The organism is Roseomonas sp. HF4, assembly GCF_005222755.1.
GTDB lineage: Bacteria > Pseudomonadota > Alphaproteobacteria > Acetobacterales > Acetobacteraceae > Neoroseomonas.
Genome location: NZ_STGD01000003.1, coordinates 308,803 through 333,387 on the forward strand (window position 1 = coordinate 308,803; position 24,585 = coordinate 333,387).

Sequence of the window (24,585 nt, forward strand, 5' to 3'; positions counted from 1 at the left end):
GGCGTCAAGCGGGGTCCGCGCTATCGCGCGTCGATCGCGGCAAGGCGCCGTTCCTCGTCCTGGATGTAGTCGCGCAGCACCGGCACGTCGTCGCGCCGGTCGGAAAGCAGCAGCTGGAACACGAAGTTCGACCCGTTCAGGAAGCCGAGCTCGACGCTCGCAAGGTAGAAGTCCCACATGCGGCAGAAGCGATCGCCCATCATCGCCACGGCCTCGTTCCGCCGGGCGTCGTAGGCCTCGCGCCAGTGCCTGATGGTCCAGTAGTAGTGCAGCCGCAGGCTCTCGCAATCGGCACACCAGGTGCCGGTGCGCTCAAGCGCGGCGAAGACCTCCGACAGCGCCGGAACATAGCCGCCGGGGAAGATGTACTTGCGGATGAAGGGCGCGGTGGTTCCGGGCGGCGACATCCGCCCGATGCAATGCACCAGGGCGAACCCGCCGGGCCTGGTCAGTGCGCTGATCTTGCGGAAATAGGCGTCGAACTCGTCGATGCCGATCGCCTCCATCATGGCGATCGACACCACGCGGTCGTAGGTGCCCTCCAGCACGCGGTAGTCCAGTTCGCGGAACTCCACGCGGTCTGCCACGCCCTCGTCGATCGCGCGCTGCTTCGCCACGGCGCATTGCTCCGGTGACAGCGTCACCGAGGTGACCTTCACGCCATAGGTCCGCGCAAGGAAGGCGCCGAGCGCGCCCCAGCCCGAGCCGATCTCGGCCACCGTCATCCCGGGTTCGAGGCGCAGCTTGGCGCCGATATGCCTGAGCTTGGCGATCTGCGCGTCGTGCAGCGAGGTCTCCGGCGTCGGATAGTAGGCGCAGGAATAGGTCATCGTCGGGTCGAGCCACAGCCGGTAGAAATCGGGCGGGATGTCGTAGTGGTGCCGGATGTTCTTCGCCGCCAGGCCGAGCGGATTGCGCTGCTGCCAGCGCCGCACCGACCGCCAGGCCCGCCGCAGCGCACGCTGCACCGGGTGCGACGCGAGTCCCGACCGGTTGACCGAAAACAGGTGGAGCAGGTCGAAGACCGGCGCGCCGCCTTCCATCAACAGCCGCCCGTCCATGTAGGCCTCGGCCGCCTTCAGTTCGGGGTTGAGGAAGATCTCGCGCTCCACCGCCTTGTCGGTCAGGCGGATCGTCACCTCAGGCCCGTCCTGGCCGCTGCCGAAGCGGTGCGCCGCTCCGGTGTGGTCGAGGACGATGAGGCGACCGCGCCGGACGAAGCGGCGCAGCAGGTTCGACAGCAGCATCATGGGCGGCGCAATCCGGGTGCGGGATAGGGAGGCCGGTATGACCCCTTTCCCGGTCGATTCCCAATCGGATTTAGTCGCCGGCCGGTCCCTTGGCGCGCCGGGGGCGTCGCCATATGGTCCGGCACGCATGGCAATGGGGTGTCGCATGGTTGCGCGTCGGGTCGCGACGGTGTTCGGGGGCGCCGGGTTCATCGGCCGCCACGCGGTGCAGCGCCTGGCCAAGGCGGGCTTCATCGTGCGCGTCGCGGGCCGCGACACCGAAAAGGCGGGGAAGCTGCGCACGCTGGGCGGTGTCGGGCAGGTGGTGCCGGTCTCGGCATCGGTGACGGACGAGGCGTCCGTCGCGCGCGCCGTCGCGGGGGCCGAGGTGGTGGTGAACCTGGTCGGCATCCTGTTCGAGCGGAAGGCGGGCGACTTCGACCGCATCCAGGCCGAGGGCGCCGGCCGCGTCGCGCGGCTGGCGGCGGCGGCGGGCGCGCGGCGGCTGGTGCACGTCTCGGCCATCGGCGCCGATGCCGGGAGCGCCAGCGACTATGCCCGCACCAAGGCCGAGGGCGAGGCGGCGGTGCTGGCCGCCTTCCCGACCGCGACCATCCTCCGCCCCTCGGTCGTGTTCGGGCCGGAGGACCAGTTCTTCAACCGCTTCGCGGGGCTGGCGGCGATGCTGCCGGTGATGCCGGTGGTGGCGGGGGAGACGCGGTTCCAGCCGGTCTATGTCGGCGACGTGGCGGATGCGGTGATGGCGGCGATCACGCGCGACGACGTGGCGGGCAGGGTCTTCGAGCTCGGCGGGCCGCGGGCCATGACGATGCGCGACGTGCTGGAGTTCGTGCTGGAGCACACGCGCCGGCGCCGGATTCTGGTGCGCCTGCCGGAGCGGCTGGTCGCGTTCCAGGCCCGCATCGGGGAGATGCTTCCGAGCCCGCCGCTGACGCGCGACCAGCTGATCCTGCTCGGCCAGGACAATGTGGTGGCGGAGGGCGCGGCTGGGCTGGCCGCGCTCGGCATCGAGGCCAAGGCGGTGGAGGCGATCGTGCCGGCTTACCTGGCGCGCTTCCGTCCCGGCGGGTCGCGACGGGAGGCAACCGCCTGATATGGCCGAAGCGGCCAAATGTACGGCCCGGCAGTGACCTGATTGTTGGTGGCGGCGGTTCGCCATGGCAGTTTATGGCAGTAAGACTGTCCTGACGGCGTAGAAAGGACTCGCCTGCCCGTGGCGCTTGCATTAAGTGTCGCGCCGCCCGGGGTCCGGAGACGGATCCTGCGCGGCCTCGCGCCGCCGGGCAGGGACACGCCGCCGCGGGGATTCGCATGGCCGAGAAGATGCTCCAGTTCGTACGCCTGCAGCAGCGGCAGCCGGACAAGCGCGATGCCAGCGCCCGCCGCGCCGACTGGGACGAGGTCTATCGCCCCTATGTCGCCGAGGCCGCCGCGCAGCAGGCGTCGCGCTGCTCGCAATGCGGCGTTCCCTTCTGCCAGGTGCATTGCCCGCTCAATAACAACATCCCGGACTGGCTGAAGCTGACCGCCGAAGGCCGGCTCGAGGAAGCCTACGAGGTGGCCGCGGCCACCAACACCTTCCCCGAGATCTGCGGCCGCATCTGCCCGCAGGACCGGCTGTGCGAGGGCAACTGCGTCATCGAGAAGGGCTTCGAGAGCGTCACGATCGGCGCCGTCGAGCAGTACATCACCGACACGGCCTGGGAAAAGGGCTGGGTGAAGCCGCCGCGGCCTGTGCGGCCCCGGGACGGCAGCATCGGCATCATCGGCGCCGGCCCCGCCGGCATGGCCGCGGCCGAGCGACTGCACGTCATGGGCTACCGGGTCACGATCTACGACCGGCACGACCGCGCCGGCGGGCTGATGATCTACGGCATCCCGAACTTCAAGCTGGAGAAGGAGGTCGTCCTCCGTCGGCATGAACAGTATGTCGAGGGCGGCATCCGCTTCGAGCTGAACACCGCCATCGGCCGGGACGTCACGCTCGGCGAACTCCGCCGCAAGCACGACGCGGTGCTGGTCGCGACCGGGGTCTACAAGGCGCGCGACATCGACGTGCCCGGCGCGGCGCTGCCCGGCGTGGTCGCGGCGCTTGACTTCCTGATCGCGTCAAACCGCAAGGGGCTTGGCGATTCGGTGCCGGACTTCGACAGCGGTGCGCTGAACGCCGAGGGTCGGCACGTGGTCGTCGTCGGCGGCGGCGACACCGCGATGGATTGCGTCCGCACCGCCGTGCGCCAGGGTGCCGCCTCCGTCACCTGCCTCTATCGGCGCGACCGCGCGAATATGCCGGGCTCGATGCGCGAGGTGAAGAACGCCGAGGAGGAGGGCGTGCGCTTCGAGTGGCTCGCCGCCCCCGAAGCCTTTCTGGGCAAGGGCGCGGTCGCCGCCGTCCGCGCGCAGCGGATGCATCTGGGCCTGGCCGACGCCACCGGCCGCCAGCAGGTCGAGCCCATTGCCGGTGCGGAATTCGAGGTGAAGGCGGATCTGGTGATCAAGGCGCTCGGCTTCGACCCCGAGGATCTGCCGGCCGCCTTCAACGAGCCGGCCCTGCCGGTGACGCGCTGGGGGACGCTCAAGGTCGACCACCGCACCATGATGACGGCGCTGCCCGGCGTCTTCGCCGCCGGCGACATCGTGCGCGGCGCCTCCCTGGTCGTCTGGGGCATCCGGGACGGGCGCGACGTGGCCGAGCAGATCCACCACTACATCGAGGCGCGGGGCGCGGCCCCGGCCATCGCGGCGGAGTGAGAGCTATGACGCAGCACGAGACCGGTTCCGCCTTCGTGGAATCCTATGCAAGCGGCCGCGACCTGCTGGCCTCTGCCGCCCATCTCGACCTGACCGAGCACGATGCCTGCGGCGTCGGCCTGGTGGCCGCGCTCGACGGCAAGCCGCGCCGCGAAGTCGTGCAGGCCGGCATCGACGCGCTGAAGGCGGTCTGGCACCGCGGCGCGGTGGACGCCGACGGCAAGACCGGCGACGGCGCGGGCATCCACATCGAGATCCCGCAGGACTTCTTCGCCGAAGTGGTCGAGCGTGGCGGCGACCGCCTGCGCCCGGGGCGCATAGCCGTCGGCATGGCGTTCCTGCCCAAGACCGACCTCGGCGCGCAGGAGCGCTGCCGCCAGATCGTCGAGACCGAGATCCTGAACGCCGGCTACGCCATCTATTCCTGGCGCCAGGTGCCGATCAACGTCGCCTGCATCGGGGAGAAGGCGAACGCGACGCGCCCCGAGATCGAGCAGATCCTGATCCACGACCCCGAGCAGCGCGACGTGGAGACGGTCGAGCGCGACATGTTCGTGATCCGCCGGCGGATCGAGAAGCAGGCGATCGCGGCGCAGATCCCCGAGCTGTACCTGTGCTCCCTCTCGGCCCGCTCGATCATATACAAGGGCATGTTCCTGGCCGAGAGCCTGACGGACTTCTACCCGGACCTCAACGATCCGCGCTTCGTCAGCCGCTTCGCGATCTACCACCAGCGCTATTCGACCAACACCTTCCCGACCTGGCGGCTCGCGCAGCCCTTCCGCATGCTCGCGCACAATGGCGAGATCAACACGCTGCACGGCAACGCCAACTGGATGAAGAGCCACGAGACGCGCATGGCGCATGCGCTGCTCGACCCCTTCATGGAGGACCTGAAGCCGATCGTGCAGGCGGGCGGGTCGGACACGGCGACGCTCGACAACGTCTTCGAGCTGCTGGTGCGCGGCGGCCGCGACGCGCCCATGGCCAAGGCGCTGCTGATCCCGGAAAGCGTCAGCAACAACGCGACGATGCCCGAGCCGCACCGCGAGCTGTTCATGTACTGCAACGCCGTGATGGAGCCCTGGGACGGGCCGGCCGCGATCGCGGCGACGGACGGGCGCTGGGTGATCGCGGGGCTCGACCGCAACGGCCTGCGCCCGATGCGCTTCACCATCACGGCGGACGGTCTGCTGATCGTGGGCTCCGAGACCGGCATGGTGAAGCTGCAGGAAGACCGCATCGTGCAGAAGGGCCGGCTCGGGCCGGGGCAGTGCATCGGCGTCGACCTGGATGAGGCGCGCTTCCTCGAGGACGCCGCGCTCAAGGACATGCTGGCCGCGCGCAAGCCGTTCGGCCAGTGGACGTCGCGCACCACGCGGATCGACGAGATCGTGAAGGCCGAGGCCGACGAGCGCGCGAACCTGGTGGCCGAGGAGCTGCGCCGCCGCCAGCTCGCCATGGGCTACACGCTGGAGGAGCTGGAGGGGATTCTCCACCCGATGGTGGAGGACGCCAACGAGGCCGTGGGCAGCATGGGCGACGACACGCCGATCGCCGTGCTGTCGAGCCAGTACCGCGGCCTGCACCACTATTTCCGCCAGACCTTCAGCCAGGTGACCAACCCGCCGATCGACAGCCTGCGCGAGACGCGGGTGATGACGCTGCGCACGCGGCTCGGCAACCTCGGCAACATCCTGGATGAAGACCCGACGCAGTGCGACATGCTGATGCTGGAGAGCCCCGTGCTCTCCAACGCGCAGTTCGACGCGATGCGCGACTACATGGGCGCGACCGCCGCGACCGTGGACTGCACCTGGCCGGTGGCGGAGGGCGAGGCCGGGCTGCGCCGCGCCATCGAGCGCATCCGCCGCGAGGCGGAGGAAGGCGTGCGCTCCGGCTGCGCGCATGTGATCCTGACCGATGAGGGGCAGGCGGCTGACCGCGCGGCGATCCCGATGATCCTGGCCGTCGGCGCGGTGCAGACGCACCTGGTCAAGCATGGCCTGCGCACCTTCACCTCGCTCAACGTGCGTGCGGCGGAGTGCATGGACGTGCACTACTTCGCGGTGCTGATCGGCGCGGGCGCCACCACGGTCAACGCCTACCTCGCGCAGGAGAGCATCGCCGACCGGCACCGCCGCGGGCTGTTCGGCAATGTCGGCCTGGGCGAGGCCGTCGCGCGCTACAAGAAGGCGGTGGACAAGGGCCTGCTCAAGGTCATGTCCAAGATGGGCATCGGCGTTCTGTCCTCCTACCGCGGCGGGATGAACTTCGAGGCGATCGGCCTGTCGCGCGCGCTGGTGGCGGAATTCTTCCCCGGCACGCCGTCGCGCATCTCGGGCATCGGGCTTTCGGGCATCGCGCGGCGCGTGCTCGCGCTGCACGACAAGGCCTGGCAGGAGGGCGCGGTCGCGCTGCCGGTCGGCGGGCTCTACAAGTTGCGCCGCCGGGGGGAGGTGCATGCCTTCGACGGCAGCCTGATCCACACGCTGCAGAAGGCGGTCGAGACCGACAGCTACCAGACCTACAAGCGCTACACGGAAGCCGTGCGCCGGCTGCCGCCCGTGGCGCTGCGCGACCTGCTCGACTTCCGCTTGGAAGGTCGCGCGCCCGTGACGCTCGAAGAAGTCGAAAGCATTACCGAGATCCGGAAGCGCCTGGTCGCGCCCGGCATCTCGCTCGGTGCGCTGAGCCCGGAGGCGCATGAGACGCTGTCCATCGCGATGAACCGGATCGGCGCCCGCTCCGATTCCGGGGAGGGCGGCGAGGACCCGGCCCGCGCGCGCCCGCGCCCGAACGGCGACAACGCGAACAGCGCGATCAAGCAGATCGCCTCGGGTCGCTTCGGCGTCACCGCCGAATACCTCAACAACTGCCGCGAGATCGAGATCAAGGTCGCCCAGGGCGCCAAGCCCGGCGAGGGCGGGCAGCTGCCCGGCTTCAAGGTGACCGGACTGATCGCGAAGCTCAGGCATTCGACGCCGGGCGTCACGCTGATCAGCCCGCCGCCGCACCACGACATCTATTCGATCGAGGACCTGGCGCAGCTCATCTACGACCTCAAGCAGATCAACCCGGAGGCGACGGTCTGCGTGAAGCTGGTGTCCCGCTCCGGCATCGGGACCATCGCCGCCGGCGTGGCCAAGGCCAAGGCGGATGCGATCCTCGTCTCCGGCCATTCCGGCGGCACGGGTGCGTCGCCGCAGTCCAGCATCAAGTACGCGGGCCTGCCCTGGGAGATGGGCCTCAGCGAGACGCACCAGGTGCTGCTGCTGAACCGGCTGCGCCACCGCGTGCGGCTGCGCACCGATGGCGGACTCAAGACCGGGCGCGACGTCGTGATCGCAGCCATGCTGGGCGCCGAGGAATTCGGCATCGGCACGGCCTCGCTCGTGGCCATGGGCTGCATCATGGTCCGCCAGTGCCATTCCAACACCTGCCCCGTCGGCGTCTGCGTGCAGGATGAGGCGCTGCGCCAGAAGTTCACAGGCACGCCGGAGAAGGTGATCAACCTGTTCTCCTTCGTGGCGGAGGAAGTGCGCGAGATCCTGGCCGCGCTCGGGTTCCGCAAGCTGACCGACGTGATCGGGCGCACCGACCTGCTGCAGCAGGTCAGCCGCGGGTCGGAGGACCTCGACGACCTCGACCTCAACCCGCTGCTGGTGCAGGCCGATGCCGGCCCGCACGCGTCCTACTGCACGCTGGAAGGCCGCAACGAGGTGCCGGAGACGCTGGACGCGGAGATGATCCGCGACGCCGACGCGCTGTTCCGCCACGGCGAAAAGATGCAGCTGCAATACAACATCCGGAACACGCACCGCGCGATCGGCACCAAGGTGTCGTCGCGCATCGTGCGGCAGTTCGGGATGGAGGGGCTGCAGCCCGGCCACCTCAACGTGCGGCTGCGCGGCAGCGCGGGGCAGTCGCTCGGCGCCTTCGGCGTGCGTGGCCTGAAGCTCGAGGTGTTCGGCGACGCCAACGACTACGTGGGCAAGGGGCTGTCGGGGGCGACCATCGTGGTGCGGCCCGCGCCGTCCTCGCCGCTGGTCTGGAACGAGAACACCATCATCGGCAACACGGTGCTCTACGGCGCGACGGCGGGCGAGCTGTTCGCCGCCGGCCAGGCCGGCGAGCGCTTCGCGGTGCGCAATTCCGGCGCGACCGCGGTGGTCGAGGGCTGCGGCGCCAATGGCTGCGAATACATGACCGGCGGCACCGTCGCGATCCTGGGCGCGGTCGGCGACAATTTCGGCGCCGGCTTCACGGGCGGGCACGCCTTCGTCTACGATGCCGACGGCACCTTCGAGCTGCGCGTGAACCCCGACACGGTGCTCTGGGCGCGGATCGGTCATCCGCACTGGGAATGCATGCTGTGCGACCTGATCGCGCGGCATGTGGGCGAGACCGGCAGCCGCTTCGCCGCCCGCCTGCTGAACGAATGGGGGAACGAGCGCGGGCGCTTCTGGCACGTCGTACCGAAGGAATACGCGAAGTACCTGCCCGTGCCGATGGTCGAGGCCGCGGCCGTCGCCGCCGAGTGACGGGGCGCACGCCGCCCGGTGAAAGGCTTCACCGGGTGGCACCGCAACGTCTTCCCTTTCGATGACGCGCCGGTAATCTTTCGTCCGTGGAAACCAGTTCCGCCGCACCGGACGAAAGGACCTTGCCGTGCGACTTTCCGCCCTGGCCTTTGCGGCCCTTCTTGCCGCGGCAGTCGTGCCGGCCTCCGCGCAGCAGGTGCGCGACCTGGCATCCGTCAACGGCTGGCGCGCCTATGTGGCGCAGAGCACCGGCGGGCCGCTCTGCGGCATGGGCACCAATGCGAACAGCCGCGGCCGCTTCTTCTGGATCAAGGTCGAGCGGCTGAACGGCAACCTGCACGGCTTCATCCAGGTGGGCGACCGGTCGTGGAACGTGCGCCGGGAGGCGCGGGGCAGGATCGTCGTCGCGATCGACAGCCGCCGGGCGGAACTCAACTACGTCGGCACCTCGCAGCCCGACATGATCGAGGCGTCCTATGGCGGGGCCTTCCGCAACTTCATCAACTTCGTGGAGGCCTTCGCGGCCGGCTACCGCATGCAGGTGAGCTTCCCCGGGGAGCGCGTCGAGCCCTGGGCCGCCGACCTGCGCGGCACGCGCGCGGTGACCGAGGCCTTCCTGGCCTGCGCGCGGCGGATCTGACGCCAGGCCTTTGCGCGACGCCGGGTCGGGTGGCATAAGCGCCGCATCGTGCGGCTGCTGTATCACCTTCCCCTCTCGCCCTTCGCGCGCAAGGTCCGCCTCGCGCTGGCGGAAAAGCGCATCCCCTTCGACCTGCGCCTCGAGCGCGTATGGGAGAGACGCGAGGATTTCCTCGCCATGAACCCCGCCTGCACGGTGCCGGTGCTGCAGGAGGACAACGGCCTCACCATCCCGGATTCGACCGCGATCTGCGAATACCTGGACGAGGCCTACCCGGACACGCCGCTGCTCGGCCGCACGCTTGCGGAACGGGTCGAGGTGCGCCGCCTGGTCGCCTGGTTCGACGGCAAGTTCCACGCCGAGGTCGGGCTCAACCTGCTGTACGAGAAGCAGATGAAGCGCCTGATGGGCCGCGGCAACCCGGATGCGGGCGCGATCCGCGCGGGCTATGCGAACCTCAAGCCGCACCTCGCCTATCTCGGCTGGCTCGCGGAGACGCGGCCCTGGCTCGCGGGGCCGATGCTCTCGCTGGCCGACCTCGCGGCGGCGGCGCATCTGTCGGCGCTCGACTACATCGGCGACATCGACTGGTCGCTGAACGATGCGGCGAAGGACTGGTACGCGCGGATGAAGTCACGCCCGTCCTTCCGAGGCCTGCTGTCCGACCGCATCAGCGGGCTGGAGCCGCCGGCACACTACGCCGACCTCGATTTCTAAGGCGGCGCGTCACTCCCGCCCCAGCACCTCGGCATTGTGCTCGCCAAGCCGCGGCGCGGCGCGGGACGGGCGCGGGCGGACGCGGTCGAAGCTGATTGGCAGGCCGACGACGCGCGGCCCCCCGGGCAGGTCCTGCGCGATGCCGACGGCGGCGAACTGCTCGCTCGCCGCCACCTCGCCGATGTCGTTCACCGCGGCGCAGGGTACGCCGGCGGCCTCCAGCGCCGCGATCCAGGCATCGCGCGCGCGGGACTTCAGCACCTCGGCGATCAGCGGCACCAGCACGGCGCGGTTGCGCACGCGCGCCGCGCCCTTGGCGAAGCGCTCGTCCGCCCCCCACTCCGGATGCCCCAGCACCCGCGCGCAGCGCGCCCAGAGACGGTCATTGCCGGCCGCGAGGCAGAGCGGCCGGTCGGCCGTCTCGAACACCTGGTAGGGCACGATCACGGCGGCGCCGGTGCCGTGCCGCTTCGGCACCTCCCCGGTCGCGAGATGCGCGTTCACTTGGCCCTCGACCCAATGCACCGCCGTCTCGAACAAGGAGGTGTCAACCAGCCCGCCGCGGCCCGTGATCTCGCGCCGGCGCAGCGCGCCGAGCGCGCCGATCACGGTGAACATCCCCGTCGCCTTGTCGTTGATCGACGCGCCGCAGAAGGTGGGCGGGTCATCCGCGCGGCCGGTCATGCTCATCATGCCGCCATAGGCCTGCAGCAGCGGGTCGAAGCCCGGTCGCATCTTCAGCGGCCCGCGATCCCCGAAGGCCCAGATCGAGCAGTAGATCAGGCGCGGATGCCGCGCGAGCATCGCGTCGGGGCCGATGCCGATCTCGTCCATCACGCCGGGGCGGAGGTTCTGGATCAGGATGTCGGCGCCCTCGCAGAGCCGGTGCAGCGCGTCCAGGTCCGCCGCTGCCTTCAGGTCGAGCGTGACGCTGCGCTTGCTCCGGTTCTGCCCGTGGAAATAGAGCGAGGTCTCTCCGTCCGGCCCGAAGGGCGGGCCCCAGCCGCGCGCGTCGTCGCCTCCGTCCGGTTTCTCCACCTTGATCACGTCGGCGCCCATGTCGGCCATGATCGCGCCCGCGAGCGGCCCGGCCAGCGCCTGGCCCACCTCGATCACCCGCACCCCTTCGAGCGGCAGCATTCCCGGCATCCCTCCAGCGGTCCCGGGCACCGAGCATAGGCACCGGGCGCCGCCTGGAAAGGCACCGCACGCGTGTTCCGCACCCGGCGCTTCTCTGATATGCGGCCGGCATGGCGCTTTCCCCGCACCCCGAGGCCGCCGGGCGCAGGCTCGTCTTCCTGCACCTGCCCAAGACCGGCGGCACCACGCTGCACCACCATTTCTCGAAGCATTTCGCGCCGGAGGAGGTCTGCCCGGAGCGCTTCTCGGCGCTCGACCGCTACTCCACCGAGGAATTGTCGCGCTGGCGCTATTTCTCAGGGCACTACAATTTCGACCAGCTGCGCCTGATCCCCGGGCCGCTCTTCATCGTGACCGTACTGCGCGACCCGGTGGAGCGCGTGCTCTCGACCTATTATTTCTGGAAGCGGCACCGGCCGGAAGTGATCGCCGCGCGCAAGCTCGAAGGGCCGGCCATCGCGCGCGCGGGCACGCTGCTCGACTTCCTGCGCAACCGCCACCACGAGGTGACCGACGCCACCGACAACACCATGGCGCGCTACCTCGCCGGGCAGATGAACGTGTGGGCGGACGGCACCTGGCGCTACAATTCCGGCGCGGGCGGCATGAACGTGACCGAGCTCGAGGTCATGCACCGCGCCACCGGCAACCTCCTGGCCACCGATGTCTTCGGCATCTCGAGCCAGCTCGGGCAGATCTATACGCGGGTTGCGCTGGCCTTCGGCATGCCGCGCGTCGCCGCCATGGGCCGGCTCAACACGCGGCAGGAGGAGACCGCCGCGCTCGAGCCCGTGGTCGAGGAGGAGATCACGCCCGAGATCCGCGCCGAGCTCGACCGCTGCACGCAACTCGACCGGATGCTGTTCCGCCTGGCGCGGGCGCATCTGCGCCAGGTGCCGCGCTGACCGCCACGAACCGCTGGGCGGAACTCGGCATCCTCGCTGCCTCCCGCGCCGCGATGGGCGCGCAGTTCCAGGTGGTGGGCGCGCTCGGCCCGCTTCTGATCGGCTCGCTGGCCTCGGACTGGGCGCAACTCGGCACGCTGATCGGCGCCTATTCGCTGGCGGGCGTCTTCGTGGCGCTGCCGGCGGGCTGGGTGATGGCGCGGCTCGGGGACCGGCGGGTGCTGCTGGCTGGCGTCGCGCTGATGGCGCTGGGCGGAGCGGGGCTGGCGCTGGCGGAGGGATTCGTGGGCGCCATGGCCGGGCGGGTCGTCTCGGGCATGGGCGGCGCCCTGCTCGCGCTCGCCTGCGCCAAGATGGTGCTCGACCGCTTCGCGGGCGCAGCGCTCGCGCCGGCACTCGGGTTCATGCTCATGGCCTGGCCATGCGGGATCGGGCTCGCGCTCGTGGTGCTGCCGCTCCTGGGTGAGGACTGGCGGTCGGGGCTCTGGCTCTCGGCGGCGGTCTGCGCGGCGTCCTTCCTGCCGCTCGCGCTCACGCTGCCGCGCGGGGCGGCGGCTGGCGCGGCGCCGGCGCGGCGCGGCGGGCTGCTCCGCGCGGAATGGGCGCCTCTGGTCTCGGCCGGCGCCGTCTGGGGCTTCTACAACGCGGCCTATGTCGTGGCACTCGGCTTCGCGCCGGCCTTCCTTGTCGCGCGCGGCTGGACCGTGGAGGCGGCGGGCTTCGCCGCGTCGCTGATCGGCTTCGCCATCCTGCCGCTGCTGCCGATGGGGGGCGCGCTGGCCGAACGCGCGGGCCGGCCCGTGGCGGTCATCATCGGCTGCATGGCCGGCATGGCGGGTTGCCTGCTGGGACTGGTGGCGGGCGCGTCGCCCTGGCTCTGCCTCGCGCTGTTCGGGGTGCTGACGGCGCCGCCGGCCTCGCTGGTCATGGCGATGGTCGGGCGCGCGCTCTCGCCCGCCAGCAGGGCCTTCGGCATGGGGGTGCACTACACGCTGTTCTACGGGGCGCTGGCGGTGCTGCCGCCGCTGGCCGGGCTGGCGCGGGACATGACCGGCGCGCCGGCGGCGCCGCTGCTGGCCGGCGTCGGCTTCCTGGCGGTGGCGCTGGGGGCGCTCGGCCTGCATCTTCGCGTGGCACCGAGACGCCTTGCATGATCCCGCGGCCCGACCCCGACACGCTCCGCCCGATCCCGCATGCGCCGGGCGTGGTGTTCCTGAAGCCGCTCCTGGCCCGCCATCCCGAAGTCGCGAACGTCGCCGCCGGGGACTTCACCTATTACCACGACCACGAGCCCGCCGAGGCGCTGCGCTTCCTCGACCGCTGCGTGCACTACAACTACGGCACGGGCCGGCTCTCCTTCGGGCGCTACTGCGCCATCGCGCACCGCGCGACCTTCCTGATGCCGGGCGGGAACCACGCCATGGCCGGGCCGTCCACCTTCCCCTTCGGCATCCTGGGGGGTGCCTTCGCCGAGGCGCTGCCGCTCGCCGACTATCCCTGGCGCGGCGGCGGCCCGATCGAGATCGGGCATGATGTCTGGATCGGCACCGAATGCCTCGTGCTGCCGGGCGTCACGGTCGGCCACGGCGCGGTGGTCGGCGCGCGGGCCGTGGTGGCGAAGGACGTCCCGCCCTATGCCGTCGTCGCGGGCAACCCCGCGCGGGTGGTGCGGATGCGCTTCGATGCGCCGACCATCGCGCGGCTGCTCGAGATCGGCTGGTGGGACTGGCCGGCCGATCGCGTCGCGCGCGCCGTGCCGGCGCTGGTGGCGGGCGACGTCGCGGCGCTCACTCGCGCCTGAGCACCCCGTCCACCAGCCGGTCGGCCCAGGCGGTGCTGCGGAAGGACGCCCGTAGCGCGTCCTCCGAATAATCGTCCCGCACCCAGTCGAGGAACGGCGTCGGCCCGTGCGCCTTCACATGCGCGGCATAGGCGCGGAAGAAGGCGTCGAGGATGCCGGTGCGCGCCGCCGCCACATGCCCGTGGCGGAGCGAGAGCTGCGCCAGCGCCTCCTCCACCGGCCGGCCCTGCAGCACCAGCCAGAGCCCGGCCGCGAGGCCCGTCCGGTCGGCGCCAGACTTGCAGTGGATCAGCGCCGGCTCCTCCATCCGGTCGAACAGGCCAGCCAGGCGCAGGATCCGGTCCTTGTGCGGCGCGCCGCGGCTCTCCAGCGGCGCGTCAATGTGCACCAGCCCGAGATCGGCCGCCGCCTGCCGCCCGAGCACGTCCGATCCGCAGGCCTCCCGGTGGCCGCGCAGGTTGATGACGGTGCGGATTCCATGCCGGCGCACCGCCTGTTCCAGTTGCCAGGGCGTCGGGTGGTTCGACCGGTAGAGCCGTCCGCTCTCCACCACGCCCCAGTTGCGCCAGCCGAGGCGCAGCAGGGCATGGTCGACGAACAGGCTGTTGAGCCAGGCGGCGCGGCGGCCGCCAGGCGCGCTGAGGTCGCGGCCGGACATGCGGGGCGGGCCTTACCCCGGCCGGCGCCGCTTGGACAGGGGAGGCGTCATGCCGCGGCCAGCCGAGCCGCGACCAGCGCGTGCTCCGCGAAGTCGGGCTCGGCGCGGTGTTCCTCGAGGAAGGCGGCGAAGCCGGCGAATCCGGCGCGCGCCGCGCCGCCGCCCAATCCGCCCGTCGCCTGCAGCCAGCGCAGCAGCAGCAGGAAGGTGGCGGCGACGTCGGTCTCGCAATAGGTCGCGACCTCGGCGCCGCGGCCGGCGCGCATGGCGGGCTCGACCTCCGCCCCGTGCATGGCCGCCTTGGCGGTCAGGCCGAGCAGCGCGCAGGCCTCCGCGAGCGATGGCATGGGCGAGGCGCGGAATCCGCTCAGCCGATCCGCCAGGTCCAGGTGATCCTTGCCGAAGCGATAGCCGTAGTCCCGCCCGTTGGCGCCGTGCAGCGAGGGCATGGCGACGCCGGTCGCCATCGCGCGGTAGCGCAGTACGGGAATGTCGAAGCCCGAGGTGTTGAAGCCGACCAGGACCGGGCCGGGGCGCCCCTGCGCGAGGGTGCGCTCGAACAGGGCCAGGATCTCGGCCTCCGGGGTGTCGCCGATGTGGCGCGCGGCCAGGCGGCGGACGCGGAAGGGCTCGTCATGCCCGTCGCGCTCGGCGACCAGCAGAGCGAGGCAGGCGATGGCGTGCAGCGGCGGCTTGAGGAAGGCCGTGGCGGCGTCCTGGCCGTCCCGCGCATAGCGGGCGCCGAGGCGTTCGCGCAGCGCCGCGTCGTCCAGGCCCTCGGCGGCCTCGCCCAGCAGGGCGCGGCCGGCGGCGAGGTCGGGGATGGTCTCGATGTCGAAGACGACGATGCGGTCCATAGGGGCATCATGCCCTGATTCCGGGAGGGGCGCCGCCCCTCCCGGACCCACCCCGCCGAGGGCCGAAAGGCCCTCGGAACCCGATACCTTGGCGTCCCGCCTCCCAGAACCGGCGCCAGGGGACAAGGAAGGGAGGGGGCTCGGGGGAGGTTCTCCTCCCCCGACCTTGTCGACCGACGCGCCCGTCAGGCCCTTGGCGGGGTCGATGGCCTCTCGCGTCGCAGCAGCGCCGCGGCAAGCCCCGCGCACAGCAGCGCGACCCCCGCCCAGAACCCCGCCAGCGCCGCCCCCGCCCCGAAGGCATCCACCGCCAGTCCCGTCAGCAGCGGCGGGATGCAGAACCCCGCATGGGCCACGAGGAAGACCCCCGCCGCGGCGCGCGCGCGGTCCTCGCCCGAGGCTGCCTCGGTCGCGGCCGCCAGGGCGCCGACATAGAGGAAGCCGTAGGCGGCGCTGCCCACCAGCGCGCCGCCCGCCAGCAGCAGCGGCAGGGAGGCGGCCAGCGTGCCGAGCACGACCAGCCCCGCCCCCGCGGCCAGCACCGGCAGCCCGACCAGCGAGGACCGCCGCGCCGCCATGCCGCCGATCGCCTGCTGCACCGCCGTTCCGGCCAGGATCATGAAGCACACCGCCAGCGGGCCGAGTCGCGGATGGCCCGCCGCGGCGAGTGCGCTCGGCACCGAGGTGATGGCGACGCCCGTCACGCCCCAGGCCGCGAACATCCCGAAGGAGGGGGCGAGGGTGCCGCGCGGGAAGGCCGGCACGCGCAGCCATGCGACGCGCGCGGGCGGGCGGCGGTCCGGCAGGCGCGCGACCACGGGCAGCAGGACCACGACGGCCGCGATGTGCAGCCAGAAGGTGACGGGCGGTTCCGCAGTGCCGAGCAGCCAGAGCGCGACCAGCGTCGCGAGTCCCCCCGCGCCGTAGGATCCCGCCGTGCCGAAGGCCATGACGCGCGCCGCGCGCCGCCCGGCCTCCGGCCCGCCCGCGAGTTCCGCCGCCCAGGCCGTGGCGCCGCCCGCGACCAGGCCGATCGCGAGCCCCTGCAGCGCGCGCGCCGCCGCCAGCGCGCCGAGCCCCGGCGCCAGCACGAGCGCGAGCGTGGAGAGCCCCGCCAGCACCAGCCCCGCCAGCACGCAGGGTTTGCGCCCGATCCGGTCGGACAGGCCGCCGAGCAGCGGCGCCGTGACGATCAGCGTGCCGGCATAGGCGATGAAGGCGGCGGCCAGGCCGCCCGCGCCGCCGCCGTCGCGCGTCGCATAGGCGGTGAAGAGCGGCATCGCGAGGGTGGTGGAGAACCCGATCGCGAAGACCGCGGCCCCGACCGTCGCGACGCCTGCATTTCTTGGCACGGGGACATGGTCGGGCGCGGCGCGGGATGCGTCAACGCAGGGCAGGGCGCTGCCTTGCCCGGTGCCCCGATCGGTATTGGTTCCCAAAGGCCCTACGGCCTTTGGTGGGGAGAGGTCCGGAGAGGGAGACGCCCCTCTCCGCCGCTACGACTCCGGCGCCGCCTGCCCCGGCCCGGGCATCGATACCCGCGTGATCGCCCACTGGACCGAGGCCTCGCCCTCCTCGGCCACCAGCACCACCTGGTTCGACCGGCGCGCCTCGGCGCCGAGATAGACGCTTTCCTCCAGCGCCACGCGCGCCCCCTTGGCGCGGATCTTCCAGCCCATGCCGGATGGCAGCCGGAGCAGCGCCGCGCTTTCGTCCTGCAGCAGGGAGGCGACGACCCCCGGATGCAGGTGGAACCGCAGCACGAAGCCCGGTGGGGCGGCGTCGCCGGCCATCTCGACCATGTCCTCGCCGCGCAGGTCGTCCCCGGATTCGGCCAGATAGAGGCGGCGGCGATGCAGCGCGCCGAAGCTGCGGCGCCAGCCGTCGTGCGACGCTTCCAGCCATTGGGCGCCGGCGGCCTCGTGGCGGGCGGTCTCGACCTCCTCCGGCCGGCGGCCAAGGCCGTTGGCGCGGAGTTCGGCGGAATTGGTGTCCGACAGGATCAGCGTGGAATGCGCGGCGGTGGCGCGCAGCGCATCGCGCCAGGCTTCCTCGGCCGCCGGTGCGGCGCCGCAATTCACGATCAGGCGGTCGCGGCCGACCGACATCTCGAAGGCGAGGGTGCCGGCATGGGCGAGTCGGTCGGCCCCGGCCGGCAGCCCGCCATCCCCGGCGCCGGCTGCGCGGCCCGATGGCGGCGCGCCGGTGTCCACGATGACCAGCGTGCGGCCGGCCTGCAGGCGCTCGAAGCCCGTCTCGGGCAGTTCGGCGGGCGCGCGGCCGCGGGCCTGGCCCTGGGTCAGCACCAAATCGACCAGCGCCGAGCCTTCCTCCCGCGTGCCGTTGAACAGCGCGAGCGCGCCGTCGCCGTGGCGGAACAGGCGCAGCGCGGGCGCCGCGCGGTCGAGCACGGCGGCGAGGTGCGGCGGCGGCTCGACGCCAGCGCCGTGCAGTAGGTTGCGGATCTCGATCAGGTCCTGCAGCGCCAGCAACTGCGCGGCCGGGGAGCGTTCCACATGGCCGCCATCGGGGTGGAACTGGCGCTCGATCTCGGCCGGCAGGAAGCGGACGGCGCGCTGGAGGTAGGCGTCCTCCTCCAGCGCCACCGCGGCCGCCATGGCGCCCTTCAGCGCGGCCAGCGCGCCGCGGTGCTCGGCCTCGGCCGGCAGGGCGGCGGAGAGGTCGCGCGCGTCCTGCGCCATGCGCGTCATGACCGCGCGGCGGAAGCCGTCCTCGGCGGTGGCGGCGAAGAAGTCCCAATGGCCGAGCCAGGCCGACAGCCGCGCGCCGGTCACCTCGGGCGCGTCGGCCACCGCTTCGTCGGCGCCCCGGTTGAGCCAGTCCGCGGTCAGCGCGCGGGCATGCAGCCGCGCGGCATCGGTGCCGAGCGCGCGCAGGTCGCGCATCCAGGCGAAGCCATGCGCGGCGGCGCGCCAGGCCGGCGTGCCGGAGGGCGGGTCCCAGCCCTCGGCGCCGGGCGCGCCGGGGCGGAGCATGCGGGCGGTGCCGGCGGTCTCGAATTCACCGCGCAGCAGGCGGGCGCCGCGCGCGGCATCGCCGGGCCAGAGGTCGCGGAAGGCGCGCGCCGGCGCATCCGGCACGCGGACGGGGCGAAGCCGCGCGAGTCGCTGCCGCGCGCCGCGCAGGATGCCGATCATGCGGCCTGCTTCCGGGGCTGGCGCAGCGCCGCCATGGCGGCGCTGTAGTCCGCCTGGCCGAAGACCGCGGTACCGGCCACCAGGACGTCGGCGCCGGCCTTGATGCAGCGGGGCGCGGTCGCGGCCGTCACGCCGCCATCGACCTGCAGGCGGATGTCGCGCCCCGATGCGTCGATCATACGGCGGAGAGTGGCGATCTTTGGCAACTGGCTGTCGAGGAAAGACTGCCCGCCGAATCCCGGGTTCACGGACATGACGAGGATGAGGTCCGTGAGGTCGAGCACATGCGCGACGGTCTCGACGGGCGTCGCGGGGTTGAGCACCACGCCCGCCTTCTTTCCCAGGGCGCGGATGGTCTGCAGCGACCGGTGCAAATGCGGCCCCGCTTCCGGGTGCAGGCTGATCCAGTCGGCGCCGGCCTCGGCGAAGGCGGCGAGGTAGGGGTCGGCCGGCGCGATCATCAGGTGGACGTCGAAGGGGATCGCCGCGTGCCGGCGCAGCGCCTTCACCACGACCGGCCCGAAGGAGATGTTGGGCACGAAATGCCCGTCCATGATGTCGAGGTGCAGCCAGTCGGCGCCGGCGGCGGCCACGGCCGCGACCTCCTCACCCAGGCGGGCGAAGTCGGCGGCGAGCAGGGACGGGGCGATCAGGGGCGGGGGCACGAGTCGATATGTAGCGGTTTGCGCCGGAGGGCGGGAGTCTTCGGTCGCCGCCCGTGCCGCTCGCGCCGCGTCAGATCGGCAGCGCCGTCGTGGACTTGACCCGTTCCATCGCGAAGCGCGACGTCACCTTGCGCAGGCTCGGCACCTCGGCCGTCAGGCGGCGGTAGAAGGCGTCGAAGGCGGCCATGTCGGGCACCACGACGCGCAGCAGGTAGTCGACGTCGCCGCCGAGGCGCCAGCATTCCACGATCTCGGGCATGCGCGCGACCGTCGCGGCGAAGGCCTCGATCCAGGGCGCGGAATGGTCGCCGGTCTCGATCGCGACCATGACCGACACGCCGAGCCCGACCTTCGCCGGGTCCACCAGCACGACGCGGCCGGTGATGACGCCCTCCTGCTCCATGCGGCGGATGCGCTTCCAGCAGGGGGTGGGCGTGAGGCCGACCTCCTTCGCGATGTCGGCGAGCGAGAGGGCGGCATCCTTCTGGATGAGGCGGAGGATGGCGCGGTCGGTGGCGTCAGGCTCGAAGGCGCGGGTCACAGGCAAGGTCCTGGTGAAATATCGTGATTCATTAGAAGGAAAATCTTTCTGTTGCAAGAAATCAGCATTTTGGAAGAACATAATTCTCTTCCGACCGAGACTTCTTCGAGCATGACCCAATGCCGTGACCTCCTTCCGTGCGTCGGCCTCGTCGTGCCGTGGGCGCCGGGCGGCCGCCTCGACATCCTGGGCCGGCTGCTCGCGCGCCGCCTGGCGCCGCGCCGGCGCGCGGCTGGAATGACTGGACAGGGGCGCGCGGCCGTGGTCAGGCGCAACCATGCCGCAGCGTCGCGCGATCCTGGTCGCCGCCCTGGCCGGTTCCTGTGCCGGACCGGTGCCGCCGCGCACGGCCCGGCCCCTCGGCACCGAGGGCGTGATCGCCGCCGCCGAGGCCTGGCACGTGGACCTCTGCCTGCCGGGCGCCGCCGTCCGGGGTGGCGCGCTCGCGCCTTTCGCTGCGGACGCGACGGGCGCGGCGGGCTTCGCCTTCGGCTTCGGGCTCGAATCATGGATGCGTGCGGACCGGCCCGGTTCGGCGGAGGCGCTCGCGGCCCTCGGCGGCGGGCCGGCGGTGGTCTCGGTGCGTGCCCTCGCGGCGTCGGTGCCGCCCGGCGCTGAGGATCAGGTGGCCCTCCGCCTGCCGGAGGGCGGGACGGCTGCCATCGCGCGCTTCATCCTGGGGCAGGTGGCTGCGCCGGTCCCGCCCGCGCCGGCGTCGGGGGCATGGCTGCTGGTGCCCTCGCGGTTGCCCTATTCGATCGGCTTCACCTGCAATGGCTGGGTGATGCGGGCCCTGGCCGAGGCGGGGCTGCCGGTGCCGGTCGAGGGCATCCGGCTGCGCAGCGCGGCGATCGCGGCGGTGCGGGCCGAGGCGGCGCGCCAGGCGGCGGTCTGACCGTCGCCCCGGACCGCGTTGCGCAACGCGATGTCACGCGACAGACACCATGAAGCCCTTCATCTGCAACCATCGCCGCGGAGAAGACGATCCGACCGAGGATCCGAGTCCGAGACCACACAGCATGTCCATCCGCCGCGACCTCCTGATGCGCAGCGCGCTGCTCCGCATGCCGGCCACGTCCCCGCCGCGCGCGACGGTCCTGGCGGCGACGCGCCTCGATCCGCCCGCCGCGCGGCGCGAGCCGCGCAAGCCCCCCGTGCGCGTCGCGCCGCCTGCCAAGGGCCTGCCGGGACCGGGCGCCTGAGGCGGCGCCCGATCGTCCGGCACCGCTGCGCGGGTCCGCAGGTCGGGCCTGAGGCGTTCGGGATGCTACGTTTCCGCGGGCAGGGAATCCGATCGGACGATTCCGCCTGATCCAATGTCTCGCTAACCGGCGGGGCGGAACCGCGCCGCGAAGAAGCCATCCATGCCGCCGCGCGCCGGCCAGAAATCGGGGCGGGTGCGGAGCCACCCCTGTGGCGTGATCGCTTCCGGCAGGCCCGGCAGGTCCGCGGCCGCGAAGGGATCATGCGCAAGCCCGAGGGAGGCGGCGCGGGCGAGATGCGCCTCCCCCTCCTCGGGCTGCAGGGAGCAGGTGGCGAAGACGAGGCGGCCGCCCGGCTTCAGCATCCGCGCGGCCGAGGCCAGAAGGCGTGCCTGCGCCTCAGCGGCCGTCGTCACGTCCCGCGCGCGCTTGGTGTGCGCGACGTCGGGATGGCGGCGGATCGTGCCCGTCGCGGTGCAGGGCGCGTCCAGCAGGATGGCGTCGAAGGGCGCCGGCGGCGTCCAGGTGGCGGCATCGGCCTGCACGATGGTCGCCGCCAGGCGCAGGCGCGCGAGGTTCTCCGCCAGCCGGGCGGCGCGCGCGGGGTCGCGCTCGACGGCCGTGACCTCGGCGCCGGCGGCGGCCAGCTGCGCCGTCTTGCCGCCCGGGGCGGCGCAGAGGTCGGCGATGCGCTCCCCCGGCCGCGGCGCCAGCAGCATGGCGGGCAGCGCCGCGGCGGCGTCCTGCACCCAGAAATGGCCCTCGGCGAAGCCGGGCAGGTCGGTCACGCGCGTGCCGGCGGCCATGCGCCAAGACCCGGTCGGCAGCGCCTCGGCGCCCGCTGGCGGCGCGGCGCCCGGGGCGAGCGTCAGGTCGAGCGGCGCAGGGCCGCGATGGGCCTCGGCGATGGCGCGTACTGCCGGCCCATAGGCGGCGTGCCAGGCGGACCAGAGCCAAGCGGGCGTGTCGAGGCGCGGTGCGTCGAGCCCCTCCAGCGCCGATGCGCCCTCCGCCGCCACCTTGCGCAGCACGGCGTTCACGAGGCCCGCGAAGGCGCGGGGCGCGAGCGCGACGGCGGTCGCGACCGCGGCGTGCGGCGGCGTTTCCAGCAGCAGCAGTTCCGCCGCGCCGATGCGCAGCGCGTGGCGCGCCGGCGGCGGGGGCTCCTTGCGCAGGAACGGCGAGAGCACCTCGTCGATCGAGCCGAGGCGGCGCAGCACCGCCGCCGCGATGCGATGCGCGGCGGCGCGGTCGCGCGGGTCGAGGCGCCGCGGCAGCGCCTCCAGTGCTTCCTCCAGCGGTCGGCGATGCTCGAGCGTCGCCTCCAGGAGGTCGCGGGCGGCTTTGCGGGTCGGCAGTCCGGCGGGGGGCGGGGTCACGACCGGCGCTTCATGGCACCCTTGCCGGTCGCGTGCTAGACGCGCCGCGTCATGCGCGCCGTTGCCTTCCTCGACCGGCTGCCCGAGACGCGACGGCCGGCATCCTGGCTCGTCGCGCTCTGCCTGCTGCTGTGGCTGCCCGGCTTCTTCACCATCCCGCAGGGCGACCGCGACGAGAGCCGCTTCGCGCAGGCGACGCGCCAGATGGTCGAGACCGGCGACTACGTCCGCATCCGGCTCGGCGAGGTCGAGCGCAACAAGAAGCCGGCCGGCATCCACTGGGCGCAGGCGGGCGTGGTGCATGCGCTGGAAGCCGCGGGCGTGCCGGCGCGGGGCGCGATCTGGGCCTATCGGCTGCCGTCGTTGCTCGGCGCGCTGGCGGCGGTGCTGGCCACCTTCTACCTGGGCCGCGCGCTGGTCGGGCGGCGGGCGGCCTTCGTGGCGGCGGCGATGCTGGCCCCCTGCATGGTGCTGGTGGTCGAGACGCATATCGCCAAGACCGATGCCGCGCTGCTGGCGGCCATCACCGTCGCGATGGGGCTGTTCGGGCGCGCGTACCTGGCGCCGGAACGCTTCACGCCGCGCATGGCGGCGGGGTTCTGGGCGGTGCTCGGCCTCGGCGTGCTGCTGAAGGGGCCGATCGCGCCGCTCGTGCCGCTGCTCGCCGGCTTCACGTTGGCGGCGATGGACCGCCCGGCGGGCGCAAGGGTCTGGCGACTCTCGGCGCCCTGGCTGCCGGCGCTGCGTCTGGGCTGGGGCCTGCCGCTGATGCTGCTGTTCGCAGCCCCCTGGTTCGTCGCCATCGGCATCGCGACCGAGGGGCGCTTCTTCACCGAAGCCATCGGCGGCGACATGCTCGACAAGGTGGGTTCGGGGGAGGAAGCGCATTGGGGCCCGCCAGGCCTCTATGCCGCGATCTTCGGCATCACGGCCTTCCCCTCGGCCTGGCTCGTGCTGCGCAGCCTGCCCGGCGCCTGGGCCGACCGGATGGCCGCGCCGGTGCGCTTCCTGCTCGCCTGGGCGGTGCCGACCTGGCTGCTGTTCGAGGCGGTGCAGACGAAGCTGCCGCACTACGTGCTGCCGGCCTTCCCGGCGCTGATGCTGCTCGGCGCGCGCTGGGCGATGGATCCGCTGCGGCGGGAGGCGCCGCGCTGGATGCGCTGGCTCGGGACCTTCGCGCTTGTCGGCGTCGCGGTCGGGCTGCCGGCGGCCTTCCTCGGCGCCGTCCTGTTCGTCGAGGGGCGGGTCGAGTGGTTCGCGCTGGCGGGCATCGCGGCGGGCGCGCTGCTCGCGCTCGTGGTGCTGCGGGCGGTGCGGGCGGGCGCCTTCGCGCGCGCCGCGCTGGCGGGCGCCGTGCTCGCCGTGCCGGTCTATGCCTCGGTGCTGGAGGGAACCATTCCGCGGATGGAGGCGGTCTGGCTGTCGCCCCGCATCGCGGCGCTGGTGCGGGAGGTAGCCCCCGGCCTGCCGCCCGAGCGCTTCGGCGTCTCGGGGCACCATGAGCCGTCGCTGCAATTCGCGCTGGGCGGCGGCATCAGGCTGCTTGCGACCGGCGAGGCCGGGGCGGCCTTCCTGGCCGAGCAGCCCGGCCGCATTGCGGCCATAGGGGACAGGCATGAGGCCGCCTTCCGCCGCGCCGCGGCGGAGCGCGGGCTGACGCTGCGGGAACTCGGCTCGGTCACCGGGCTCAACTACGTGCGGGGGCGGTGGATCACCGTCTCGCTGTTCAAGGTGGACTAGATGTTCGAGTGGGTGACCAACCTCGTCTCGGCCGGCGGGCTGGCCGGTGTCTTCGCGCTGATGGTGCTCGAGAACCTGTTCCCGCCGATCCCGTCGGAACTCATCATGGCGGCGGCGGGGTTCGCCGCGGCGCGTGGGGAGATGTCGCTGCCGGGCCTGATCGCCTTCGCGGTCGCGGGCACGCTGGTCGGCAACATCGTCTGGTACGAGGCGGGGCGGTGGCTCGGCGTCGAGCGGTTCCGTCCGCTGGTGATCCGCTACGGCAAGTGGTTCGCGGTGGAGGAGGAGGATCTCGACCAGGCGACCGGGCTGCTGCGCCGCTGGGGGCCGGTTGCGATCTGCTTCGGGCGGATGCTGCCCGGCGTGCGCACGCTGATCTCGGTGCCGGCGGGGATGGTGCTGATCCCGCGCGGCGTCTTCTACCTCTGGACCGCGCTCGGCTCGACGGTGTGGCTCACCTTCCTGGCGCTGGCGGGCTATTTCCTCGAGGACCACTACGACAAGGTCGAGCACTGGGTGGAGCCGCTCGCCTGGGTCGTGGTCGGCATCGTGGTCGGCGGCTACGCGATGCACCTGCTTCGCGCCTTCCAGCGGGCGCGGCGGCGGCGGCAGCAGGCAGGGCGGTGACGGCCAGGGG

The 24,585-nt window shown here is 72.5% G+C and carries 21 protein-coding genes; 12 read left to right on the top strand and 9 right to left on the bottom strand.

Translation table 11 applies throughout. The annotated features are described in order from the left end of the window. Window positions 1-20 precede the first annotated feature (20 nt). A complete protein-coding gene (locus tag E8M80_RS07085) occupies window positions 21-1,250 on the bottom strand; it encodes a cyclopropane-fatty-acyl-phospholipid synthase family protein (RefSeq protein ID WP_137124962.1) in 1,230 nt (409 codons plus the stop codon). 145 nt (window positions 1,251-1,395) lie between these two features. Between E8M80_RS07085 and E8M80_RS07090 the strand changes: the two genes are divergently transcribed. The 5 genes from E8M80_RS07090 to E8M80_RS07110 all read left to right on the top strand — a co-directional run bounded on the left by E8M80_RS07090 (window position 1,396) and on the right by E8M80_RS07110 (window position 9,902). Beyond that, window positions 1,396-2,343, top strand: a complete 948-nt coding sequence (locus tag E8M80_RS07090) for a complex I NDUFA9 subunit family protein (RefSeq protein WP_137124963.1) — start codon at window positions 1,396-1,398, stop codon at window positions 2,341-2,343. A gap of 218 nt (window positions 2,344-2,561) precedes the next feature. Beyond that, window positions 2,562-4,001 (top strand): NAD(P)-dependent oxidoreductase, encoded by a 1,440-nt coding sequence (locus E8M80_RS07095; RefSeq protein ID WP_137124964.1) that lies wholly within the window; start codon window positions 2,562-2,564, stop codon window positions 3,999-4,001. Between the two features lie 5 nt (window positions 4,002-4,006). Then, window positions 4,007-8,545: a glutamate synthase large subunit gene (gene gltB / locus E8M80_RS07100; protein ID WP_137124965.1), complete on the top strand. Its 4,539-nt coding sequence runs from the start codon at window positions 4,007-4,009 to the stop codon at window positions 8,543-8,545. A gap of 127 nt (window positions 8,546-8,672) precedes the next feature. Then, window positions 8,673-9,185, top strand: coding sequence for a hypothetical protein (locus E8M80_RS07105; protein ID WP_137124966.1), 513 nt, complete (start codon window positions 8,673-8,675; stop codon window positions 9,183-9,185). A 48-nt stretch (window positions 9,186-9,233) separates the two neighbouring features. Continuing rightward, a complete protein-coding gene (locus E8M80_RS07110) occupies window positions 9,234-9,902 on the top strand; it encodes a glutathione S-transferase family protein (RefSeq protein ID WP_137124967.1) in 669 nt (222 codons plus the stop codon). A gap of 9 nt (window positions 9,903-9,911) precedes the next feature. Here the strand turns inward: E8M80_RS07110 and E8M80_RS07115 are convergent, their stop codons facing one another. Beyond that, window positions 9,912-11,042 carry a CaiB/BaiF CoA-transferase family protein gene (locus tag E8M80_RS07115; protein WP_206035586.1) on the bottom strand — a complete coding sequence of 377 codons (1,131 nt, stop codon included), beginning with the start codon at window positions 11,040-11,042 and terminating at the stop codon, window positions 9,912-9,914. 110 nt (window positions 11,043-11,152) lie between these two features. Here E8M80_RS07115 and E8M80_RS07120 point away from each other — a divergent pair, with 110 nt between their 5' ends. Genes E8M80_RS07120 through E8M80_RS07130 form a run of 3 tightly spaced genes read left to right on the top strand, consistent with a single transcriptional unit; the run spans window position 11,153 to window position 13,748 of the window. Beyond that, window positions 11,153-11,947 carry a sulfotransferase family 2 domain-containing protein gene (locus E8M80_RS07120; RefSeq protein ID WP_137124969.1) on the top strand — a complete coding sequence of 265 codons (795 nt, stop codon included), beginning with the start codon at window positions 11,153-11,155 and terminating at the stop codon, window positions 11,945-11,947. A gap of 53 nt (window positions 11,948-12,000) precedes the next feature. Beyond that, on the top strand, window positions 12,001-13,101 hold the full coding sequence (locus E8M80_RS07125) for an MFS transporter (RefSeq protein WP_137124970.1): 1,101 nt from the start codon (window positions 12,001-12,003) through the stop codon (window positions 13,099-13,101). Next, entirely contained in the window at window positions 13,098-13,748 is a 651-nt protein-coding gene (locus E8M80_RS07130) for a CatB-related O-acetyltransferase (RefSeq protein WP_137124971.1), read from the top strand. The genes E8M80_RS07125 and E8M80_RS07130 overlap by 4 nt, the downstream gene beginning before the upstream one ends. On the opposite strand, the gene E8M80_RS07135 is transcribed toward E8M80_RS07130, so the two are convergent. The 6 genes from E8M80_RS07135 to E8M80_RS07160 form a co-directional block, all read right to left on the bottom strand. Further along, on the bottom strand, window positions 13,735-14,406 hold the full coding sequence (locus E8M80_RS07135) for a tyrosine-protein phosphatase (protein WP_137124972.1): 672 nt from the start codon (window positions 14,404-14,406) through the stop codon (window positions 13,735-13,737). The two genes, E8M80_RS07130 and E8M80_RS07135, sit on opposite strands and share 14 nt — an antisense overlap. A gap of 47 nt (window positions 14,407-14,453) precedes the next feature. Continuing rightward, complete coding sequence (locus E8M80_RS25820) at window positions 14,454-15,263, bottom strand: 3'-5' exonuclease (protein ID WP_170979244.1); 810 nt, start codon at window positions 15,261-15,263, stop codon at window positions 14,454-14,456. A gap of 185 nt (window positions 15,264-15,448) precedes the next feature. After that, window positions 15,449-16,615: an MFS transporter gene (locus E8M80_RS07145; RefSeq protein WP_137124973.1), complete on the bottom strand. Its 1,167-nt coding sequence runs from the start codon at window positions 16,613-16,615 to the stop codon at window positions 15,449-15,451. 144 nt (window positions 16,616-16,759) lie between these two features. Then, window positions 16,760-18,421, bottom strand: coding sequence for a heparinase II/III family protein (locus E8M80_RS07150; RefSeq protein WP_170979245.1), 1,662 nt, complete (start codon window positions 18,419-18,421; stop codon window positions 16,760-16,762). After that, a complete protein-coding gene (gene rpe, locus E8M80_RS07155; RefSeq protein WP_137124974.1) occupies window positions 18,418-19,086 on the bottom strand; it encodes a ribulose-phosphate 3-epimerase in 669 nt (222 codons plus the stop codon). Before rpe ends, E8M80_RS07150 begins: the two co-directional genes overlap by 4 nt. Before the next feature lie 70 nt (window positions 19,087-19,156). After that, window positions 19,157-19,627, bottom strand: a complete 471-nt coding sequence (locus E8M80_RS07160) for an Lrp/AsnC family transcriptional regulator (protein WP_240789927.1) — start codon at window positions 19,625-19,627, stop codon at window positions 19,157-19,159. Window positions 19,628-19,904: 277 nt separating this feature from the next. Here E8M80_RS07160 and E8M80_RS07165 point away from each other — a divergent pair, with 277 nt between their 5' ends. After that, window positions 19,905-20,522 carry a DUF2459 domain-containing protein gene (locus E8M80_RS07165; protein WP_137124976.1) on the top strand — a complete coding sequence of 206 codons (618 nt, stop codon included), beginning with the start codon at window positions 19,905-19,907 and terminating at the stop codon, window positions 20,520-20,522. 124 nt (window positions 20,523-20,646) lie between these two features. Beyond that, entirely contained in the window at window positions 20,647-20,829 is a 183-nt protein-coding gene (locus tag E8M80_RS07170; RefSeq protein WP_137124977.1) for a hypothetical protein, read from the top strand. Window positions 20,830-20,951: 122 nt separating this feature from the next. On the opposite strand, the gene E8M80_RS07175 is transcribed toward E8M80_RS07170, so the two are convergent. Continuing rightward, window positions 20,952-22,208, bottom strand: a complete 1,257-nt coding sequence (locus E8M80_RS07175; protein WP_240789928.1) for an RsmB/NOP family class I SAM-dependent RNA methyltransferase — start codon at window positions 22,206-22,208, stop codon at window positions 20,952-20,954. A 51-nt stretch (window positions 22,209-22,259) separates the two neighbouring features. On the opposite strand from E8M80_RS07175, the gene E8M80_RS07180 reads away from it, so the two are divergent. Continuing rightward, window positions 22,260-23,948 (top strand): glycosyltransferase family 39 protein, encoded by a 1,689-nt coding sequence (locus E8M80_RS07180; RefSeq protein WP_240789929.1) that lies wholly within the window; start codon window positions 22,260-22,262, stop codon window positions 23,946-23,948. Beyond that, the gene (locus E8M80_RS07185) at window positions 23,949-24,575 is read left to right on the top strand and encodes a DedA family protein (protein ID WP_137124980.1); all 627 of its coding nucleotides are present in this window, start codon (window positions 23,949-23,951) and stop codon (window positions 24,573-24,575) included. Window positions 24,576-24,585 lie beyond the last annotated feature (10 nt).

Bases quoted from the DNA above. Each gene is read 5' to 3' on its own strand.
- E8M80_RS25820 (WP_170979244.1), bottom strand. From the start codon at position 15,263: ATGGACCGCATCGTCGTCTTCGACATCGAGACCATCCCCGACCTCGCC.
- E8M80_RS07170 (WP_137124977.1), top strand. From the start codon at position 20,647: ATGTCCATCCGCCGCGACCTCCTGATGCGCAGCGCGCTGCTCCGCATG.
- E8M80_RS07090 (WP_137124963.1), top strand. From the start codon at position 1,396: ATGGTTGCGCGTCGGGTCGCGACGGTGTTCGGGGGCGCCGGGTTCATC.
- E8M80_RS07125 (WP_137124970.1), top strand. From the start codon at position 12,001: ATGGGCGCGCAGTTCCAGGTGGTGGGCGCGCTCGGCCCGCTTCTGATC.
- E8M80_RS07165 (WP_137124976.1), top strand. From the start codon at position 19,905: ATGCCGCAGCGTCGCGCGATCCTGGTCGCCGCCCTGGCCGGTTCCTGT.
- E8M80_RS07180 (WP_240789929.1), top strand. From the start codon at position 22,260: ATGCGCGCCGTTGCCTTCCTCGACCGGCTGCCCGAGACGCGACGGCCG.
- E8M80_RS07095 (WP_137124964.1), top strand. From the start codon at position 2,562: ATGGCCGAGAAGATGCTCCAGTTCGTACGCCTGCAGCAGCGGCAGCCG.
- gltB (WP_137124965.1), top strand. From the start codon at position 4,007: ATGACGCAGCACGAGACCGGTTCCGCCTTCGTGGAATCCTATGCAAGC.
- E8M80_RS07185 (WP_137124980.1), top strand. From the start codon at position 23,949: ATGTTCGAGTGGGTGACCAACCTCGTCTCGGCCGGCGGGCTGGCCGGT.
- E8M80_RS07150 (WP_170979245.1), bottom strand. From the start codon at position 18,421: ATGATCGGCATCCTGCGCGGCGCGCGGCAGCGACTCGCGCGGCTTCGC.
- E8M80_RS07120 (WP_137124969.1), top strand. From the start codon at position 11,153: ATGGCGCTTTCCCCGCACCCCGAGGCCGCCGGGCGCAGGCTCGTCTTC.
- E8M80_RS07130 (WP_137124971.1), top strand. From the start codon at position 13,098: ATGATCCCGCGGCCCGACCCCGACACGCTCCGCCCGATCCCGCATGCG.
- E8M80_RS07115 (WP_206035586.1), bottom strand. From the start codon at position 11,042: ATGCTGCCGCTCGAAGGGGTGCGGGTGATCGAGGTGGGCCAGGCGCTG.
- E8M80_RS07135 (WP_137124972.1), bottom strand. From the start codon at position 14,406: ATGTCCGGCCGCGACCTCAGCGCGCCTGGCGGCCGCCGCGCCGCCTGG.
- E8M80_RS07085 (WP_137124962.1), bottom strand. From the start codon at position 1,250: ATGATGCTGCTGTCGAACCTGCTGCGCCGCTTCGTCCGGCGCGGTCGC.